Here is an 18,250-nt window from a genome sequence, read left to right on the forward strand (position 1 = left end):
ATAGCGGTGTGTCAGCAACAGATGTGTCGACTGGCACTCCGCCATCGGGGGCAAGCCCCCTCCCACATTGGATTTGCGGAAGCTTAAGAGGGGGGCAATTTAGCCCTTTTTCTTGTAGGCCACGCAATCAATCTCGACCTTGCAATCCACCATCATATTGGCCTGCACACAGGCCCGCGCCGGGGCGTGTTCCGGGGTGAAGTATTCGCCGAAGACCTTGTTGAAACTCCAGAAATCCCGCGGGTCTTCCAGCCACACGCCGACGCGCACCACGTCCTTGAGTTCGTAGCCGGCTTCTTCGAGGATCGCCACCACGTTGCGCATGGTCTGCCGGGTCTGCTCGATGATGCCGCCGGTGATGATTTCACCGTCCACCGCCGGCACCTGGCCCGAGACGTAGAGCCAGCCGTCCGCTTCTACGGCGCGTGCAAAAGGACGGGGTTGGCCGCCACCGGCGGTGCTGCCGGCGCCGTAACGAGTAATGCTCATACCTGTGCTCCTGATTAAAAACGAATGTTCTTCAAAAATTCCGCCAGACGCGGTGACTGCGGGCGCTCGAAAATATCTTTGGCCGAGCCCTGCTCCTCGATCCGCCCCTGGTTCATAAATACGATCTTGTCCGAGACTTCATAGGCAAAGCGCATTTCATGGGTGACCAGCAACATGGTCATGCCCTCTTCCGCCAGGCCCTTGATCACGCTGAGCACTTCGCCCACCAACTCCGGGTCGAGGGCCGAGGTGACTTCGTCGAACAACATCAGGCTGGGGTTCATCGCAATCGCACGGGCAATCGCCACACGCTGTTGCTGGCCGCCGGACAGCTGGCCGGGGAAGTGATTGCGGCGCTCCAGAAGTCCTACGCGGTCGAGCCATTTTTCCGCGAGTGCAACGGCCTCGTCCTTAGGCATTTTCTTAACTTTCAACAAACCCAGGGTCACGTTCTGCAACGCGCTCAAATGGGGAAACAAGTTGAACTGCTGGAAGGCCATGCCGGTCATCGCCCGGTGCTGGGCGATCACCCGTTCGGGGTGGCGCACACGCTTGCCGCCGACGTCGCTGTAGCCGATGGACTCGCCGTCCAGGGTGATCTGGCCGCCCTGGAACTCTTCCAGCAGGTTGACGCAGCGCAACAGCGTGGTCTTGCCTGAGCCGCTGGAGCCGATCAAGGTCACGACGTTGCCGCGCTGCATGGACAGGTCGACGCCCTTGAGCACTTCCACCTCGCCGTATTGCTTGCGCAGGCCGCGGATGTTCAGCAGTGGCTCGGTTGTTTGAGGTTGGTTCATGGCAAGGCCACCCGCTTTTCAATGTAGCGCCCGAATAACTCGATGGCGTAGTTGATGACAAAGAACATAAACCCGGCGAACAGGTAGAACTCCAGGGTCATGAAGGTACGTGCGATGACTTGCTGGGTACTGAGCAGCAACTCGGCCACGCCGATCACCGACAGCAAGGTCGAGGCCTTGACGATTTCCGTGGAGGAATTGACCCAGGTCGGCAGGATCTGCCGGAGTGCCTGGGGCAGCAGCACGTAGGCCAGGGACTGATAAAACGTCAGGCCAATCGCCTTGCCTGCTTCCAACTGTCCACGGGGAATGGCTTGCAGGGCACCACGCACGATTTCCGACACGTGGGAGCCGCAGAACAAGGTGAGCCCGACGGCACCGGCCTGGAACGCGCTGATCTGCCAACCGAGCGCCGGCAGCATGTAGAAACACGCGAGCACCAACACAAACACTGGCGTGCCGCGGATCAGATCCACATACAGGCGAAACGGCGCCCGCATCCAGAATTTGCCGTAGGTCAGTACCAGCCCGGCGAAGATGCCGATCAGGGTGCCGAAGATAATCGCCAGCGCCGAGCAATAGATACTGGTCTGGAACCCGGCCCACAGGGTGTCCCGGGCGATCCACAATTCATGCAGCCAACTGGGGGATTCGTACATGGAAACCCTCCTTAACGACGGATCGCCAGACGCTGTTCCAGGTAGCGGAGCAGCATGGCAATGAGGTAACAGGCAGCCACGTAGAGCGCGGTCGTGACCATCCAGGTTTCAATCACCCGGTAACTTTCGACGTTGATCTTGCGGGCGTAATAGGTCAGCTCGGGCACTGCAATCGCAGCGGCCAGCGAGGTGTCCTTGAACAGTGAGATGAAGTTGTTCGAGAGCGCCGGCAGCACGTTGCGCAACATCACCGGCACGGTGATATACGCACGGATACGCCACTCGCCGAGGCCGATGGCAAGCCCGGCTTCACGCAGCCCCTTGGGAATATTCAACAGCCCGGCGCGGAACACTTCGGTCAGGTAGGCACCGGCGTACAACGACAACGTGATGATGAACGAGGGAATCTTGTCCAGCCGGATGCCCAGGCTCGGCAAGGCGAAGTAGATCAACAGGATCAGCACCAGGATTGGCGTGTTGCGGATCACCGTCACGTACACCGAGGCGAAGATGCGCAACGCACGGTGTTTGGACAGCATGGCAAACGCCATCAACAGGCCGATCACGCAGCCAATGGCGATCGACAGCAATGCCAGTTGCAGGCCCAGGCCGAGCCCCGCCAGCAAGGTGTCGAAGTCGCGCCACACGGCGGCAAAGTTCAACTGATAGTTCATGGTCAACAGTACCTGGTTGGGGCGCCTTGACAGGCACCCCGGTTATTCCGGATCACTTGAATTCAACAGGGAAACCAATTGCCGGCTCAGGCAGGTCCACGCCGAACCACTGCTTGAACGAGGCCTTGTAGGTCGGGAATTCCACGCCCGTCATGGCTTCATGCAGGGCGGTGTTGACGAAGTTCAGCCAGTCCTGGTCGCCACGCTTGACCGCGCACGCATAGGTTTGTGGGCTCCAGGCGTAGGCCGGGCTGCGGTAGCGGCCGGGGTTCTGCACCATCAGGTACTTGACCGAGGACTGGTCGGTGGCGGCAGCATCGGCGCGCCCGGAGTTCACGGCCTGGTACATCAGGTCGACACTGTCGTACTGGTCGACCTTGGCCTTGGGCAGCGCCTGGTGCACCAGTTCTTCGGCGTAGACGTTTTGCAGCACGGCCACGGTGACGCCATCACCCGCCGCCTGCAGGTCTTCAATCTCTTTGTACTTGCTGTTGTTTGGCAGCAGCAGGCCCACGCCTTCGCGGTAATACGGCAAGGTGAACGCCACCTGCTGCGCACGGCTGGCGGTGACGGTGATGAACTGGCAGCTCATGTCGACCTTGTCGGTCAGCAGATTGGGAATCCGCGCATCGGAAGACTGCACCACGAACTCGACCTTGGTCGGATCATTGAACAGCCCCTTGGCCACGATGCGGCCAATGTCGATATCAAACCCCTGCAACTTGCCATCCGCTCCCTGGAAGTGCCACGGCGCATTGGTACTGCCTGTACCCACGATCAAATGCCCACGTTTGAGCACGTTATCGAGCTTGCTGTCCGCCGCTTGCACAATGCCTGCGAGGGAAGCCGATGCGGCGAAGAGAAAAACACACGCGTTGAACACGGAAGGTCGGTGATGCATGACAAGCACTCCAGGAGTTGTGTATTCCGCTATACCGGAACTTAGTATGTAACAACGGAATAGACAGCAGAAAGTGTGCCATACCTCTCAACGGAAAAATATGATGTCGATAAAGTCTTTTAAATTCAGACAGATAAATAAGCTATTGAGATGAGGCATTGCGCCAGCACCCTGATTCGGACTGCTACCCAAGGCCTCACGCAGCGGTGACAGCGCCACGGGAGTGCGTTCCGCCCCGTTACTGCGCACCCCCTCACCGTGGAAAAATTCCTGAGCTGGACTAGCCTTTGGCACATCCCCGATGACAAGGATCGCGCTCCGATGAAGCTCCGTCTTCCCCTGATGTTGCTCGCCCTTCTGGCAGCCGGCAGTGCGTCGGCCAGTAACGACCGCCGCGAATGCAAAGAAGAGCTGCGCAGGCTCAAAGAATCCTTCGACATCAACTACAGCAACCAGAATCATCACGACTATCGCCGTGCGAAGGCGTCCAGTGACAACGAGGAATACCGCAAGTGCGCGAACCAGGCGCGCAAGGCGCGGGAGCGCTTGGAGCGCGATGCGGACCTGTGAAAGTTGACAGTAGACGGTGATGTCCATCGGGCCTAGCGTTGGCAAAACCGCTAGCGAAGAAGGAGATCAAGATGGGAATCGCTAAAGACGTCATTGCCAGCAAGGAGGATTATCAGTCGATACTGGCTGCACACCATACCGTGTTCATGCTGTTTGTCTCAGAAAAGTGCCCAGCCTGTAAGATTGCTGTGCAGATCTTCGAGCCCATTGCCAAGGCATATGAAGCATCCGTGAAGAGCCTGGTGCTCGATACGCTAACAACCTTTAAGGTTGAGGGAGTAACTGTCACTCCCACCCTGGTCATTTATGTCAATGGCAAGTCCATAGAACACTTCGAAGGGTTTGGCCCCTGGGATTCCCAGGAGCAAACCGTCAACAAGATATTCAGCTGCTATGCGCAGGCACCGGCACCAGGCAAACTTGAGTCACACGCCGCTCCTCTACCGCCGCGACCGTCAACCGCCAACCCTCATGCTCCAGGCTATCGCCCACCACCGGCAGACGGTCGAGCAGACTCATCACCAGGCCGGCCAGGGTCTGGTAATCCTCGGTAGCGCTTGCCTTGAAGCCAGTGCGCCGACGAACCTGGGTGAGGTTCAAGGCGCCATTGGCGCGAAAGCCGTCAGCCTCCTCGACAATGTCCGGCCCTTCGATCTCACTGGCATCCGGCAATTCACCGGCGATGGATTCGAGGATGTCGGTCATGCTCAACACACCCATAAAATCACCGAACTCGTTGATCACGAACGCAATATGGGTCGACTCCTGGCGCATCTGCTCCAGGGCATTGAGGATCGAAAAACTTTCCAGCAGGTTGATTGCCCGACGCGCCAGGTGCTCCAGGTTCGGCTCGTTACCGGCCAGGTATTCCTTGAGCAGTTCCTTCTTGTGCACGAAGCCCAAGGGTTCATCCACCGCGCCATTACGGATCAACGGCAGTCGTGAGTAAGACGAATGCATCAGCTTCAGGCGAATCGTCTCGGCATCGTCCGCCAGGTCGATAAAGTCGACCTTGGCTCGTGGCGTCATCAGGCTGCGGATCGGCCGCTCGGCCAATTGCAGCACGCCGCTGATCATTACCCGTTCGCGGCGGTCGAACAGCGGGCCTTGGGCGGTATCCGGCTCACCCAGCAAGTCGGCCACCTCTTCGCCCACTTCTTCCACTGCCAGGCTGCGACCGCCGAGCAAGCGCATTACCGCGTGGGCGGTACGCTCACGCACCGGCAACACGCCCTGCGCCGATTTCTTGCGACGAGCACGGGCGATCTGGTTGAACACCTCGATCAGGATCGAAAAACCAATCGCCGCGTACAGGTAACCCTTCGGAATATGGAAGCCCAGGCCTTCGGCGGTCAGGGCGAAACCGATCATCATCAAAAAGCCCAGGCACAGCATGATCACGGTCGGATGGGCGTTGACGAAGCGCGTCAGCGGCTTGCTCGCCACGATCATCAGGCCGATGGAAATGATCACCGCGATCATCATCACCGCCAGCTCATCGACCATGCCCACGGCGGTAATCACCGCATCCAGGGAGAACACCGCGTCGAGCACCACGATCTGCGCCACGATTGGCCAGAACATCGCATAAGCCACATTGCCCGTACGCTGGGCCACGTGCCCTTCAAGGCGCTCGTGCAATTCCATGGTGGCCTTGAACAGCAGGAACACACCACCAAACAGCATGATCAAGTCACGGCCGGAGAAGCTCTTGTCGAACACTTCGAACAGCGGCTGCGTGAGGGTTACCAACCACGAAATACTGGCCAGCAGGCCCAGGCGCATCAGCAACGCCAGGGATAAACCGATCAACCGCGCGCGGTCACGCTGCTCCGGCGGCAGTTTGTCTGCGAGGATCGCGATAAACACCAGGTTGTCGATACCCAGCACCAGTTCCAGCACAATCAAGGTCAACAGGCCGAGCCAGGCCGTTGGATCCGCTAACCATTCCATTAATATCAGTCTCTATCTAGGTTTCAGAATGCCGGACACGGCAAGACGCGGTCAGGAGACCGGGACAAGGTTAGCAGTCGGAATACGGGATGTTTCAGCGGGAACGGCAGCAGTAGGTGTCTTGGGGAAAGACGACTGGGGGGCTCCGAGAGGGTGTTCATGCAAATCCTGCGATGACAAAAGGACTTGAATCGTACAGCCGAAAGGTAATTTTCCTACAACGCAAAACTATTACAAGATCTGTATTCCCTCAGTCACCGCAGGACCAATGTGGGCGCGGGCTTGCTTGTGAAAGTGGAGTGCCAGTCGGTCCATGCTTGACTGATACACCGCCTTCGCGAGCAAGCCCGCTCCTACAGGGGATTACCTGCCTCTTACCAGAACCGCTGCTGGGTCAAGCGGCTCCACCACGTCAGCAACACACGGTCCACCGAACCGCTGGCCGCCAGGCCCACGCGCTCTTGCAGGCTTTTGCGCTCGGCATAATGCAGGTGGAACACCTCGGCGGTCGCAGCCTTGGTGGCGAGGTATTCGTCGCTGGTTTGCAGTTCGTCGACCAGTTGTTTGTCCAGGGCTGCAACGCCGAGCCACACTTCCCCGGTGGCCACGTCATCAATCGCCAACTGCGGGCGATAACGCGATACGAAGTTCTTGAACAATTGATGGGTGATATCCAGGTCTTCCTGGAACTTCTCGCGACCCTTCTCGGTGTTTTCGCCAAACACTGTGAGGGTGCGTTTGTATTCGCCGGCGGTCAGCACTTCAAAGTCGATGTCGTGTTTTTTGAGCAGGCGGTTGACGTTGGGCAACTGCGCCACCACGCCGATGGAGCCCAGGATGGCAAACGGCGCGCTGATGATCTTCTCGCCGATGCACGCCATCATGTAGCCGCCGCTGGCCGCGACCTTGTCGATGCACACGGTCAACGGCACACCCGCCTGGCGGATACGCGCCAATTGCGACGAGGCCAGGCCGTAGCTGTGCACCATGCCGCCGCCGCTTTCCAGGCGCAGCACCACTTCGTCCTTGGGCGTGGCCAGGCTCAGCAGCGCGGTAATTTCATGGCGCAGGCTCTCGGTGGCCGAGGCCTTGATGTCACCGTCAAAGTCCAGCACGAATACCCGTGGCTTGGCCTCGGGTTTTTTCTTGCTGTTCTTCTTTTCGGTTTTGCTTTCGGACTTGCGCAGGGCTTTGAGCTGGTCCTTGTCGAGCAGGCTCGACTCCAGGCGCTCACGCAGGCCTTTGTAGAAATCGTTGAGCTTGCTGACCTGCAGTTGGCCGGCGGCTTTGCGACGACCTTTGCTGCGCAGTGCGGCGAAGCTGATCAGTACCACCAGAATAGCGACCACCAGGGTGACAGTCTTCGCCAGGAAGCTGGCATATTCGGCCAAAAAATCCATGTTGCTCCTTACAAGTGCAGTGCGCGCGGCGCGGATTGCCCCAGCATACCGGCGGCACCGCCTCCGGGCCAGTGATCAAACCGCCAGCAAGCACAGCCTCCAATGCGCTTTTAAAACAAGCGTATGTTTTTTCATTGACAGCTCCCTGGCATCCTCATAACCTCGCCAGACTTCAACGTACCGGGAAAACGGACGTGGGCAGCATCTATCTGATTCGACATGGCCAGGCCTCCTTCGGTGCAGACGACTATGACGTCCTGTCGCCCGTCGGCGTGGAGCAGGCACACGTGCTCGGTCGCCACCTGGCGGACATGGGCCTGGTGTTCGACCGCTGCGTGGCAGGCGACCTGCGCCGCCAGCAGCACACTGCCACGGCTGCCTTCGATCAATACCGTGCCCTTGGCCTGCCGGTTCCGGTCCTGGAAACCGACAGCGCCTTTAACGAATTCGATGCCGACGCAATCATCCGCGCCCTGCTCCCCGACCTGCTCACCACCGAACCCGACGCCCTGGACATCCTGCGCAACGCCGCGCAGAACCGCAGTGAATTCCAGCGCATCTTCGCCCTGATCATCGAGCGCTGGCTGGCCGGCACTTATGACACGCCGGGGCTCGAAAGCTGGTTGGGGTTTGTCGAACGCGTCCAGGGTGGCTTGCAACGCATTCTTGAAGCCGCGGACAACACACAGAAAATCGCCGTGTTCACCTCCGGCGGCACCATCACCGCCCTGCTCCACCTGATTACCCGAATGCCTGCCGCCCAGGCGTTCGAACTGAACTGGCAAATTGTTAACACCTCGCTCAACCAGCTGAAATTCCGCGGTCGCGAGGTGGCACTGGCTTCCTTCAACGGGCATACCCACTTGCAACTGTTGAAGGCGCCGCAACTCATCACCTTCCGATGAAGTGCGGCCAACCGTGACCCCAAGGTCACTGGACTCTACCCTAAAGGATCGAAACCATGACTGAAGTAGCCAAAGCTGTAGAAGCAATGAAAGCCAAATTCAACCCAGCCGCAGCCGAAGGCTTGGACCTGGTGTTTGGTTTCCGTATCGACGACACCAAGAACTTTTCCCTGATCGTCAAAGACAAGACCTGCGAACTGCAGGAAGGCGAAAACCCAGACGCACAAGTGACCCTGGTCATGGACAGCGAAACCCTGGAAGGCATCGTCGACGGCTCGACTGACGGCATGCAGGCCTTCATGGGCGGCAAGCTGCGCGCCGAAGGCGACATGATGCTGGCCATGAAGCTGAGCGAACTGTTTCCTTCCTGATTCACGGGCAACCTTGAATCACTGTGAGAGGGGGCTTGCTCCCGATAGCGGTTTTCAGTCGATTCTGAGTTGACTGATCCACCGCTATCGGGGGGCAAGCCCCCTCCTGCATTGGGTCGGTGGTATTCAGTTTTTGGGCTGCAGCAACAACGCCACCAACGCACTCCAGCCGGTCTGGTGTGATGCGCCCAACCCGCGCCCGGTCTCGCCATGGAAATACTCATGGAACAGCACCAGGTCACGGCTGAGGGGATCCGCTTCCAACTGCGAATACCCCGCCATCGACGGTCGACAGCCATTTTCATCCCGTAGAAACAATCCGGTCAGCCGCTGACTGAGACTGTCAGCCACTTCCTCCAGGGATGACAAATAACCGCTCCCAGACGGGTACTCCACCGAGAAGTTATCCGCGTAGTAGCGATGAAACTCACGCAGCGATTCAATCAGCATGTAGTTGACCGGCATCCACACGGGCCCCCGCCAATTCGAGTTGCCGCCATACAAGCGTGAATCTGATTCGCCAGGCTGGTAGCGGGCACACAGGGTGTCGCCATTCATCTTCAGCGCCAGCGGCTGCTCGGCGAACGCCTTGGACAGGGAGCGCACGCCAAAGGCCGAGAGGAACTCCTTGTCATCAAGCATGCGCCGCAGCAAGTCCTTGGTACGTTCACCGCGCAACAACGCCAGCAGCAGGCGATTGCCCTGCCCCGGCTCATTCCAGCGTGAGACCAACCTGGCCAGATCCGGTCGATGTTTCATAAAACCCAGCAATCGCTCGCGCAACCCCTCCAGCGCTTCGTGTTCGCGCTGCTCCAGCACCAACACGGCGAACAGCGGCATCAGGCCGACGATGGAGCGCAAGCGCACCGGTTCGCTCTGCCCGTCGGGGCGGTGGAGCACGTCGTAGAAGAACAGGTCCTGCTCATCCCACAGGCCTTCGGCGCTGTCGTCGACCCGGTTGATGGCGCCGGCGATATACAGGAAATGTTCGAAAAACTTCACCGCAATATCCACGTACACGGCGTTGCGCTTGGCCAGTTCCAGGCCGATGCGCATCAAGTCCAGCGCATACGCGGCCACCCACGCCGTGCCGTCGGCCTGGTCCAACTGATACCCCGCCGGCAATGCCGCCGAGCGGTCGAACAGCGCAATGTTATCCAGCCCCAGGAAACCGCCCTGGAACAGGTTGCGGCCCTCGGCGTCCTTGCGGTTGACCCACCAGGAAAAATTCAACAGCAGCTTATGGAAAATCCGCTCCAGAAAATCCATATCGCCTACACCGGTCAACGCCTTGTCCTGCTGGTATACCCGCCAACTGGCCCAGGCATGCACCGGCGGATTGGCGTCGTCGAAGCGCCATTCATAGGCTGGCAATTGGCCGTTGGGGTGCATGAAGCGGTCCTTCACCAGCAACAATAGCTGTTGCTTGGCGTATCCCGGATCGATCAGCGCCATCGCCACCGCCTGAAAGCCTTGGTCCCACGAGGCGTACCACGGGTACTCCCAGGTGTCGGGCATGGAGAGGATGTCGAAGTTGGACAGGTGCCGCCAATGGGTATTGCGGATATGCAGGCGCTCAGGCGGCGGCGCGGGTTGCGCCGGGTCGCCGTCGAGCCATTGGTTCACGTCGAAATAATAGAGTTGCTTGGACCACAGCAAACCGGCCAGGGCCTGACGCTGCACGTTGCGCGCATCAGCATCGGCGATGCCGTGTTGCAGGGCCGCGTAGAAGTCATCGGCTTCCTGGCGACGCTGTTCAAACAACTTGCGCGCATTGACCGCAGGCGCATCAACCGGGGCAAAACGCAGGTACAGGGTTTTGCTTTCGTCCGCCGCCAGCTCAAGGATGAAGCGCGCCGCGACCTTGGTGCCGGTGTCCCGGCGAATCGTGGATTGAGTGCCACTCACCACGTAGTCATTGATGCCATCCTTGAACGGCCCCGACGCCACTTGCCCGTCCAGTTTGACGACGTTGCTTTCGTTTTCGCAGAACAACCACTCCACGCCATCCTGGCCCCAGGCAGTCAGATGACGATCCGGCAATTCATGATGACGGGCCAACACTCGCTCGCCGTCGATCGACAACTGCGGCTTGGGCGCATCAAAGGTCCAGCTCCAGTCGTTACGCGCCCACGCCTGAGGCAATACCTGCAAGCGTGTCGGCTGCTCCGAGCGGTTATGCACGGTGACACGCATGAAAATATCGTCAGGCTGCTGCTTGGCGTACTCGACGCTGACATCGCAATAGCGGTTGTCCTCAAACACGCCGGTATCGAGGATTTCATACTCGGCATCATCCAGCCCGCGACGGGCGTTTTCGGTAATCAGGTCGGTGTAGGGAAAGGCGCCATGGGGGTATTTGTAGAGCATGCGCATGTAGGCATGACTCGGTACGCCATCAACGAAAAAGTACAGTTCCTTGACGTCCTCCCCATGGTTGCCCTCGGCGTTATTGAGGCCGAACAGCCGCTCCTTGAGGATCGCGTCGCGCTCGTTCCACAGCGCCAGGCCCAGGCACCAGCGTTGGGCCTTGTCGCTGAAACCGGCCAGGCCGTCCTCGCCCCAACGGTAGGCGCGGCTGCGCGCGTGTTCATGGGGAAAGTAGGTCCAGGCATCGCCGTCGGCACTGTAGTCTTCACGCACCGTGCCCCATTGGCGTTCACTCAGGTACGGGCCCCATTCGCGCCAGCGCTCGGCGTCTTCGGTGGCCAAGCGTTGGCCTTCAATCGTTTGGGTAACGGGCGTGGCCGTCATGGGGTCCTCCATCGCCTACAAGGTGAGGAGCAGTGTAGAACCCATCGGCGCCCGGATGCACATGAAGACTTGGCAGAGCCTGCCATTCATTCATTTGCAGAATGAAGTCCAGAGGATTCTTCGTTTGCAAGCGCTCATGGAGCCCAACAAAATCCAGTAAAAGGCCATCGCCCTCTTCATCGTCATCAGGAAATTTTCTATGCCCAGTGCCGCACATGTCAGCCCCGACGAGATCCGCAAGGGCTTTTCCAAGGCCATGTCCGATATGTACCGGGACGAAGTCCCCTTGTACGGGGCGCTGATGGAACTGGTGGCCGAGACTAACGGCCGCGTGCTCGACAGCCAGCCAGGCCTGGCGCAACAGCTGCAACGCACCGGCGAAATCCAGCGCCTGGACATGGAGCGCCACGGCGCCATCCGCCTGGGCACGGCGGCCGAACTGGCCACGATCAGCCGCCTGTTTGCGGTGATGGGCATGCAGCCGGTGGGCTACTACGACCTCACGCCAGCCGGCGTGCCGGTGCACTCCACGGCGTTTCGCGCGGTGCACGAACACGCGCTGCAAGCCAGCCCGTTTCGAGTGTTCACTTCACTGCTGCGCCTGGAATTGATTGAGAACCCCGAGCTACGCGCCTTCGCCGAAAGCGCACTGGCCAAACGTTCGATCTTCACCACCGGCGTCTTGGCGTTGATCGAACAGGCGCAAACACAAGGCGGCCTCAACGCCGACCAAGCCGACGAATTTATCCGCCAGGCCCTGGAAACCTTCCGCTGGCACCACACCGCTACCGTCACCGCCGCGCAATACCAGCAACTCAGCGACCAGCACCGCCTGATCGCCGACGTGGTGGCTTTCAAGGGCCCGCACATCAACCACCTCACCCCACGCACCCTGGACATCGACCAGGTGCAGGCCGCCATGCCCGGCAAGGGCATCACCCCCAAGGCCGTGATCGAAGGCCCACCGCGCCGCCAGTGCCCGATCCTGCTGCGCCAGACCAGCTTCAAGGCCCTCGACGAAGCCATCGCCTTTACCGACGCCCAAGGCAGTCACAGCGCGCGCTTCGGTGAAATCGAACAACGCGGCGTCGCCCTCACGCCCAAGGGCCGTGCCCTCTACGACCAGTTGCTGAACGCCGCCCGCGACGAGTTGGGCGCGTTCCCCAACGAATCCAACGCCGCTCACTACATGCACTTGATGGAACAGCACTTCCAGGCCTTCCCGGACAACCACGACCAGATGCGTGAACAAGGCCTGGCGTACTTCCGCTACTTCGCCACGCCAAAAGGCCTGGCAGCACGCGGCCACGCCGATCAACCACGCACACTGCAAGCGCTGATCGCCGCCGGTCATGTGGATGTGGAGCCGTTGGTGTATGAGGATTTTCTGCCGGTGAGTGCGGCGGGGATATTTCAATCGAACCTGGGGGATGCCGCGCAGAGTCACTACGCAGCCCAATCAAACCAGGCGCAATTCGAGGAGGCCTTGGGGCGCAGGACAATCGATGAATTGCAGTTGTACGGCGAGACGCAGCAGCGGTCGATGGATGCATGCACCCAGGCATTGCTGGCGTAAACCACGGCGGGAGCGAGCTTGCTCGCTCCCGCACGACGCTCGGTCTGGGCTTAACCCAATCGCTGCACAATCTCGTCTTTGATCAACAGACGTTTCTTCTTCAGCAGCTCCACCTCCCTGTCGTCGGCCTTGCTCGACTCCGCCTCAAGCACATGCTCGTCGGCAGCTGCATATTGCGTGAGCAGCGAGTCCAGACGTTTATCACTCGCCCTGCGTTCGTGAACGGCTTCCTTGCTCAAACCCAGATCCTGATACAGGTCGTGTTTCACTGGCATGACGTACCTCCGCAAGTTGATCAATGGCCTACATACCAGACGCTAGCCCATTCCGGCAGGTCTTGTCATGTTTGCGCTCAATCCATCCCCGTTCGTCGCGGCAACGGCAATAGGATCAAACCTTCGCCACGCACTGCCCTCCACTGTAGATCGTCACTTGAGGGAGACCGGTTTCATGACTCATGCCGCAACCACTGTCGACACCCTATGCATCAACACCCTGCGCACCCTGGCGATGGACGCCGTGCAGAAGGCCAACTCCGGCCACCCAGGCACGCCCATGGGCCTGGCGCCGGTGGGATACACCCTGTGGAGCCGGTTTTTACGCTATCACCCCGAGCATCCCGACTGGCCCAACCGCGACCGGTTTGTGTTGTCGGTGGGGCATGCGTCGATGCTGTTGTATTCGCTGCTGCACGTGGCCGGTGTGGTGGAGATTGATGCCCATGGCCAGCGCACCGGGCAGCCGGCAATCAGCCTGGACGATATCAAGCAGTTCCGTCAGGCCGACTCCAAGACCCCAGGCCATCCGGAATACCGCATGACCACCGGCGTGGAAACCACCACCGGCCCCCTCGGCCAGGGGTGCGCCAACAGTGTGGGCATGGCCATGGCCGAGCGCTGGCTGGCTGAGCGTTTCAACCGCGACGATCAGGTGGTGTTCGACTACAACGTCTACACCCTGTGCGGCGACGGCGACATGATGGAGGGCATCAGCAGCGAAGCGGCGTCGATGGCCGGGCATTTGAAGCTGGATAACCTTTGCTGGATCTACGACAACAACACCATCAGCATTGAAGGCCACACCGAACTGGCGTTCAGCGAAGACGTGATCAAGCGCTTCCAGGCCTATGGCTGGCACACCTTGCACGTCACCGACGCCAATGACTTGCAGGCACTGAGCGCGGCCCTGGAGACCTTCCAGGCGAACACTGGCGCGCCGACCCTGATCGTGGTCGACAGCGTGATCGGCTACGGCTCGCCCCACAAGCACAACTCCGCCGCCGCCCATGGCGAGCCGTTGGGTGACGAGGAAATCCGCCTGACCAAGGCCGCGTATGGCTGGCCGCAGGATTCCAGTTTCCTGGTGCCGGATGAGGCGCGCACGCTGTTGCGGGATGCGCTGCACGCCCGCGCCGAACCGTTGTTCCAGCAGTGGAACCAGACCCTGTCGCGTCTCGACCCGCAACTGGCCGATGAACTGCAGCGGATGCGTGCCGGGGAGATGCCCGAGCACTGGCAGGCTGACCTGCCGGGTTTTGCCGCCGATGCCAAGGGCGTCGCCAGCCGGGCGGCGGGCGGCGAAGTGCTGAATGCCTTCGCCCAGCAAATCCCCTGGCTGCTCGGTGGCTCGGCGGACTTGTCGCCGTCGACCAAGACCAACCTGACCTTCGACGGCGCCGGGCGTTTCAGCGCCGATGACTACAGCGGGCGCAACCTGCATTTCGGTATTCGCGAACACGCCATGGGCGCCATCGCCAATGGCATGGCGTTGTCGTACCTGCGCCCGTACACCTCGACCTTCCTGGTGTTCAGCGACTACATGAAACCGCCGATCCGCCTGGCGGCAATCATGGAACTGCCGGTGGTGTTTGTGTTTACCCACGACTCCATCGGCGTGGGTGAGGATGGGCCGACGCACCAGCCCATCGAACACCTGACGCAGTTGCGGGCCACGCCGGGGTTGCTGACCCTGCGACCGGGCGATGCCAATGAAACCCTGGAGCTATGGAAAGTTGCCCTGGCGCAAACCCACCGGCCAAGCTGTGTGGTGCTGTCGCGCCAGCCGCTGCCGACGCTGGATCGCACGCACTATGCTTCAGCTTGCGGAGCTGCCAAAGGCGCTTATGTGCTGGCGGGGGCGGATGAACCCCAGGTGATCCTGATCGGCACGGGCAGTGAAGTCAGCCTTGCAGTAGCCGCTTATGAGCAACTCAAGAAGGACGGGATTGCCGCGCAGGTGGTCTCGATGCCGAGCTGGGAGTTGTTCGAAGAACAGGACCAGGCCTATCGCGACAGCGTGTTGCCGCCGGCGGTGAAAGCGCGGGTAGTGGTGGAACAGGCCGGGCCTTTGGGGTGGGACCGTTATGTCGGCCAGACCGGCGCCAAGGTGGTGATGAACAGCTTCGGGGCGTCGGCGCCGTTGGCCAAGTTGCAGGAGAAGTTTGGGTTTACGGTTGAGCATGTGGTGAACCAGGCCAAGCAACAAATCGACCTGGCCGGCCACTGATCACCCTGTTGGAGGGGGCTTGCCCCCGATGGCCATAGGTATCTACACAACTTCCAGTGGATGCTGAATCTATGGCAAATGGGCTGTTGTGGTGAGCGGGCTTGTCCCGCTCACCACAGTGCTATGTGTAAGCCTTTGAGAGTTGTGTAGATACCTATGCCCCGATAGCGGTTAGGTCAACTCGCGGGCCAGGAACGGCGCGGTCCGGCTCTTCTTGCTCTTGGCAACTTTTTGCGGCGTGCCGCTGGCCACTACCTGCCCGCCCAAATCCCCTGCCCCAGGCCCGATATCGATTACCCAGTCACTCTGGGCCACCACGCGCATTTCATGCTCGACCACCACCACGGTGTGCCCTGCATCCACCAAATGATTGAGCTGGCTGAGCAGGCGATCCACATCCCGTGGATGCAGCCCGGTCGTTGGCTCATCCAACACATACAAGGTCGCGCCACGGGCATTGCGTTGCAGCTCGGTGGCCAATTTGATGCGCTGCGCCTCACCACCGGACAGTTCGGTGGCCGGCTGGCCCAGCCTCAGGTAACCCAGTCCGATATCCCGCAGCACCTGCAACGAGCGCAACACCCCTGGCTGCTCGGCAAAGACCTCGACGGCCTGCTCAACGGTCAAACCCAGCACCTGAGCGATGCTCAGGCCTTGCCATTTGATTGCCAAGGTCTCGGGGTTGTAGCGTGCGCCGTGGCAGATTGGGCACGGTGCGTACACGCTGGGCATAAACAGCAACTCGACGCTGACAAAGCCTTCGCCCTCGCAGTTCGGGCAACGGCCTTTGGCAACATTGAAGGAGAACTGACCCGCATCGTACTGGCGCTTCTTGGCTGCCGGCGTGGCGGCGAACAGTTTGCGCACGTTGTCGAACAGCCCGGTGTAGGTCGCGAGATTCGAGCGCGGCGTACGGCCAATGGGTTTCTGATCCACCTGCACCAGGCGGCGGATCTGCTCCAGCCCGGCGCTGATCTGCCCGCCACTGGTGTGCGGCGTGTCATCTTCCAGGCTCGGTTCTTCGTCGTTTTCCACCACGCGCCCGAGGCCACTGCCTACCAATTCCAGAAGCGCCTGGCTGACCAGGCTGGACTTGCCCGATCCGGAAATACCGGTCACCGAGGTGAAGCAACCCAAGGGAAAATCCACGCTCAGGTCGTTGAGGTTATTGCGCGTCACGCCTTCCAATTTCAACCAGCCGTTGGGTTCGCGGCGAGCTGGATCTACCGCGCGCCGCTCGGCAAACAAATACTCACGGGTCTGGGACGCCTGCACATCCGCCAACCCCGCAGGCGGACCGCTGTACAGCACATGCCCGCCATGCTCACCGGCAGCCGGGCCGACGTCGATCAGCCAGTCGGCGCGGCGCATGGTTTCCAGGTCATGCTCCACCACAAACAGTGAATTGCCTGCGGCCTTCAGGCGCTCAAGCGCGCTGAACAACGCCTCGCCATCCGCCGGATGCAAGCCCGCCGAGGGCTCATCCAGCACATAGATCACCCCAAACAACTGCGAGCCCAATTGGGTGGCCAGGCGCAGACGCTGCAACTCCCCGGACGACAAGGTCGGCGTGCTGCGCTCCAGGGACAGATAACCCAAGCCCAGTTCGATCAAGGTGCTGACCCGCTCCAGCAGGTCCTGGGCGATACGCTGGGCGGCCAGGCGTTTCTCCACCGACAGCTTCATCGTGTCCTGCCCCGCCGCCACCGGCCGCAGCAGGTCGGCCAACTGCGCCAACGACAACTGGGATAACTCGCCAATATCCACCCCGGCAAACTTCACTGACAGCGCCGCCTGGGTCAGCCGTTTGCCTTCACACAAAGGGCAGGCGCTGCCCTGCATGAACTGCGACACGCGCTTTTTCATCAGTGCGCTTTGGGTGTGGCTGAAGGTGTGCAGGATGTAGCGCCGTGCGCCACTGAACGTGCCCTGGTAACTGGGCTCCAGCTTGCGTTTAAGCGCCTCGCGGGTTTGCTCCGGGGTGAACCCGGCATACACCGGCACAGTGGGGGTTTCTTCAGTGAAGAGGATCCAGTCGCGCTGTTTTTTCGGCAGGTCGCGCCATGGGATATCCACGTCATAGCCCAGGGTCACCAGGATGTCGCGCAGGTTCTGGCCCTGCCACGCCAGCGGCCAGGACGCCACCGCACGCTGGCGGATGGTCAACGCAGGATCGGGCACCATCAGCGCCTCGGTCACTTCGTAGACACGGCCCAGGCCATGGCATTGCGGGCACGCGCCTTGTGGCAGGTTCGGCGAAAAATCCTCGGCATACAGCATCGCTTGCCCCGCCGGGTAGCTGCCGGCGCGGGAGTAAAGCATGCGGATCAGGCTCGACAAGGTGGTGACGCTGCCCACCGAAGACCGCGCACTCGGCGTGCCGCGCTGCTGTTGCAGGGCCACGGCGGGTGGCAGGCCTTCGATGCTGTCCACGTCGGGCACGCCGACCTGGTCGATCAGGCGCCGCGCATAGGGCGCCACCGACTCAAAGTAGCGCCGCTGGGCCTCGGCATACACCGTGGAAAATGCCAGGGACGACTTGCCCGAACCGGACACGCCGGTAAACACCACCAGGGCATCCCGGGGAATGTCCACGTCGACGTTTTGCAGGTTGTGCTCGCGGGCGCCGCGCACCCTGACAAAGCCTGGGCGCTGGGCAGTGATCGCAGGGATGTTGCGCTGTGAAGTCATGGTCA

The 18,250-nt window shown here is 60.6% G+C and carries 15 protein-coding genes and 1 pseudogene; 6 read left to right on the forward strand and 10 right to left on the reverse strand.

What is annotated here, in order from left to right:
* Nucleotides 1–99: 99 nt before the first annotated feature.
* Genes DNK50_RS18655 through DNK50_RS18675 form a run of 5 tightly spaced genes read right to left on the reverse strand, consistent with a single transcriptional unit; the run spans nucleotide 100 to nucleotide 3,520 of the window.
* Entirely contained in the window at nucleotides 100–489 is a 390-nt protein-coding gene (locus DNK50_RS18655) for a RidA family protein (protein ID WP_010210958.1), read from the reverse strand.
* Between the two features lie 14 nt (nucleotides 490–503).
* Nucleotides 504–1,286: an amino acid ABC transporter ATP-binding protein gene (locus tag DNK50_RS18660; protein WP_099583192.1), complete on the reverse strand. Its 783-nt coding sequence runs from the start codon at nucleotides 1,284–1,286 to the stop codon at nucleotides 504–506.
* The gene (locus tag DNK50_RS18665) at nucleotides 1,283–1,945 is read right to left on the reverse strand and encodes an amino acid ABC transporter permease (RefSeq protein ID WP_099583191.1); all 663 of its coding nucleotides are present in this window, start codon (nucleotides 1,943–1,945) and stop codon (nucleotides 1,283–1,285) included. Before DNK50_RS18665 ends, DNK50_RS18660 begins: the two co-directional genes overlap by 4 nt.
* An 11-nt stretch (nucleotides 1,946–1,956) precedes the next feature.
* Nucleotides 1,957–2,619: an amino acid ABC transporter permease gene (locus DNK50_RS18670; RefSeq protein WP_112195698.1), complete on the reverse strand. Its 663-nt coding sequence runs from the start codon at nucleotides 2,617–2,619 to the stop codon at nucleotides 1,957–1,959.
* A gap of 52 nt (nucleotides 2,620–2,671) precedes the next feature.
* A complete protein-coding gene (locus tag DNK50_RS18675) occupies nucleotides 2,672–3,520 on the reverse strand; it encodes a transporter substrate-binding domain-containing protein (RefSeq protein WP_099583189.1) in 849 nt (282 codons plus the stop codon).
* A gap of 321 nt (nucleotides 3,521–3,841) precedes the next feature.
* On the opposite strand from DNK50_RS18675, the gene DNK50_RS18680 reads away from it, so the two are divergent.
* Nucleotides 3,842–4,090 (forward strand): hypothetical protein, encoded by a 249-nt coding sequence (locus DNK50_RS18680; RefSeq protein WP_112195700.1) that lies wholly within the window; start codon nucleotides 3,842–3,844, stop codon nucleotides 4,088–4,090.
* A 146-nt stretch (nucleotides 4,091–4,236) separates the two neighbouring features.
* Nucleotides 4,237–4,389, forward strand: a pseudogene (locus DNK50_RS29605) (thioredoxin); the annotation flags it as partial.
* Between the two features lie 85 nt (nucleotides 4,390–4,474).
* On the opposite strand, the gene DNK50_RS18690 reads toward DNK50_RS29605, so the two are convergent.
* Nucleotides 4,475–6,043 (reverse strand): TerC family protein, encoded by a 1,569-nt coding sequence (locus DNK50_RS18690; protein ID WP_112195704.1) that lies wholly within the window; start codon nucleotides 6,041–6,043, stop codon nucleotides 4,475–4,477.
* Nucleotides 6,044–6,417: 374 nt separating this feature from the next.
* Nucleotides 6,418–7,443, reverse strand: a complete 1,026-nt coding sequence (gene sohB / locus DNK50_RS18695) for a protease SohB (RefSeq protein ID WP_112195706.1) — start codon at nucleotides 7,441–7,443, stop codon at nucleotides 6,418–6,420.
* Nucleotides 7,444–7,637: 194 nt separating this feature from the next.
* Between sohB and DNK50_RS18700 the strand changes: the two genes are divergently transcribed.
* On the forward strand, nucleotides 7,638–8,348 hold the full coding sequence (locus DNK50_RS18700) for a histidine phosphatase family protein (protein WP_112195708.1): 711 nt from the start codon (nucleotides 7,638–7,640) through the stop codon (nucleotides 8,346–8,348).
* A gap of 56 nt (nucleotides 8,349–8,404) precedes the next feature.
* Nucleotides 8,405–8,719: an SCP2 sterol-binding domain-containing protein gene (locus tag DNK50_RS18705; RefSeq protein ID WP_099583184.1), complete on the forward strand. Its 315-nt coding sequence runs from the start codon at nucleotides 8,405–8,407 to the stop codon at nucleotides 8,717–8,719.
* Between the two features lie 126 nt (nucleotides 8,720–8,845).
* Here the strand turns inward: DNK50_RS18705 and DNK50_RS18710 are convergent, their stop codons facing one another.
* On the reverse strand, nucleotides 8,846–11,473 hold the full coding sequence (locus DNK50_RS18710) for a glucosidase (RefSeq protein ID WP_177411549.1): 2,628 nt from the start codon (nucleotides 11,471–11,473) through the stop codon (nucleotides 8,846–8,848).
* Between the two features lie 199 nt (nucleotides 11,474–11,672).
* Between DNK50_RS18710 and DNK50_RS18715 the strand changes: the two genes are divergently transcribed.
* A complete protein-coding gene (locus DNK50_RS18715; protein WP_099583182.1) occupies nucleotides 11,673–13,049 on the forward strand; it encodes a VOC family protein in 1,377 nt (458 codons plus the stop codon).
* Between the two features lie 50 nt (nucleotides 13,050–13,099).
* Here DNK50_RS18715 and DNK50_RS18720 read toward each other — a convergent pair whose 3' ends face one another.
* Nucleotides 13,100–13,324, reverse strand: coding sequence for a DUF465 domain-containing protein (locus DNK50_RS18720; protein WP_112195712.1), 225 nt, complete (start codon nucleotides 13,322–13,324; stop codon nucleotides 13,100–13,102).
* Nucleotides 13,325–13,499: 175 nt separating this feature from the next.
* Here DNK50_RS18720 and tkt point away from each other — a divergent pair, with 175 nt between their 5' ends.
* Complete coding sequence (gene tkt / locus DNK50_RS18725; protein WP_112195714.1) at nucleotides 13,500–15,554, forward strand: transketolase; 2,055 nt, start codon at nucleotides 13,500–13,502, stop codon at nucleotides 15,552–15,554.
* A gap of 171 nt (nucleotides 15,555–15,725) precedes the next feature.
* Here tkt and uvrA read toward each other — a convergent pair whose 3' ends face one another.
* Nucleotides 15,726–18,245 (reverse strand): excinuclease ABC subunit UvrA, encoded by a 2,520-nt coding sequence (gene uvrA / locus DNK50_RS18730; protein ID WP_112195716.1) that lies wholly within the window; start codon nucleotides 18,243–18,245, stop codon nucleotides 15,726–15,728.
* Between the last annotated feature and the right edge of the window lie 5 nt (nucleotides 18,246–18,250).

Origin of the sequence: Pseudomonas sp. LG1E9 (assembly GCF_003290225.1) — a bacterium.
Lineage (GTDB): Bacteria > Pseudomonadota > Gammaproteobacteria > Pseudomonadales > Pseudomonadaceae > Aquipseudomonas > Aquipseudomonas cyclaminis.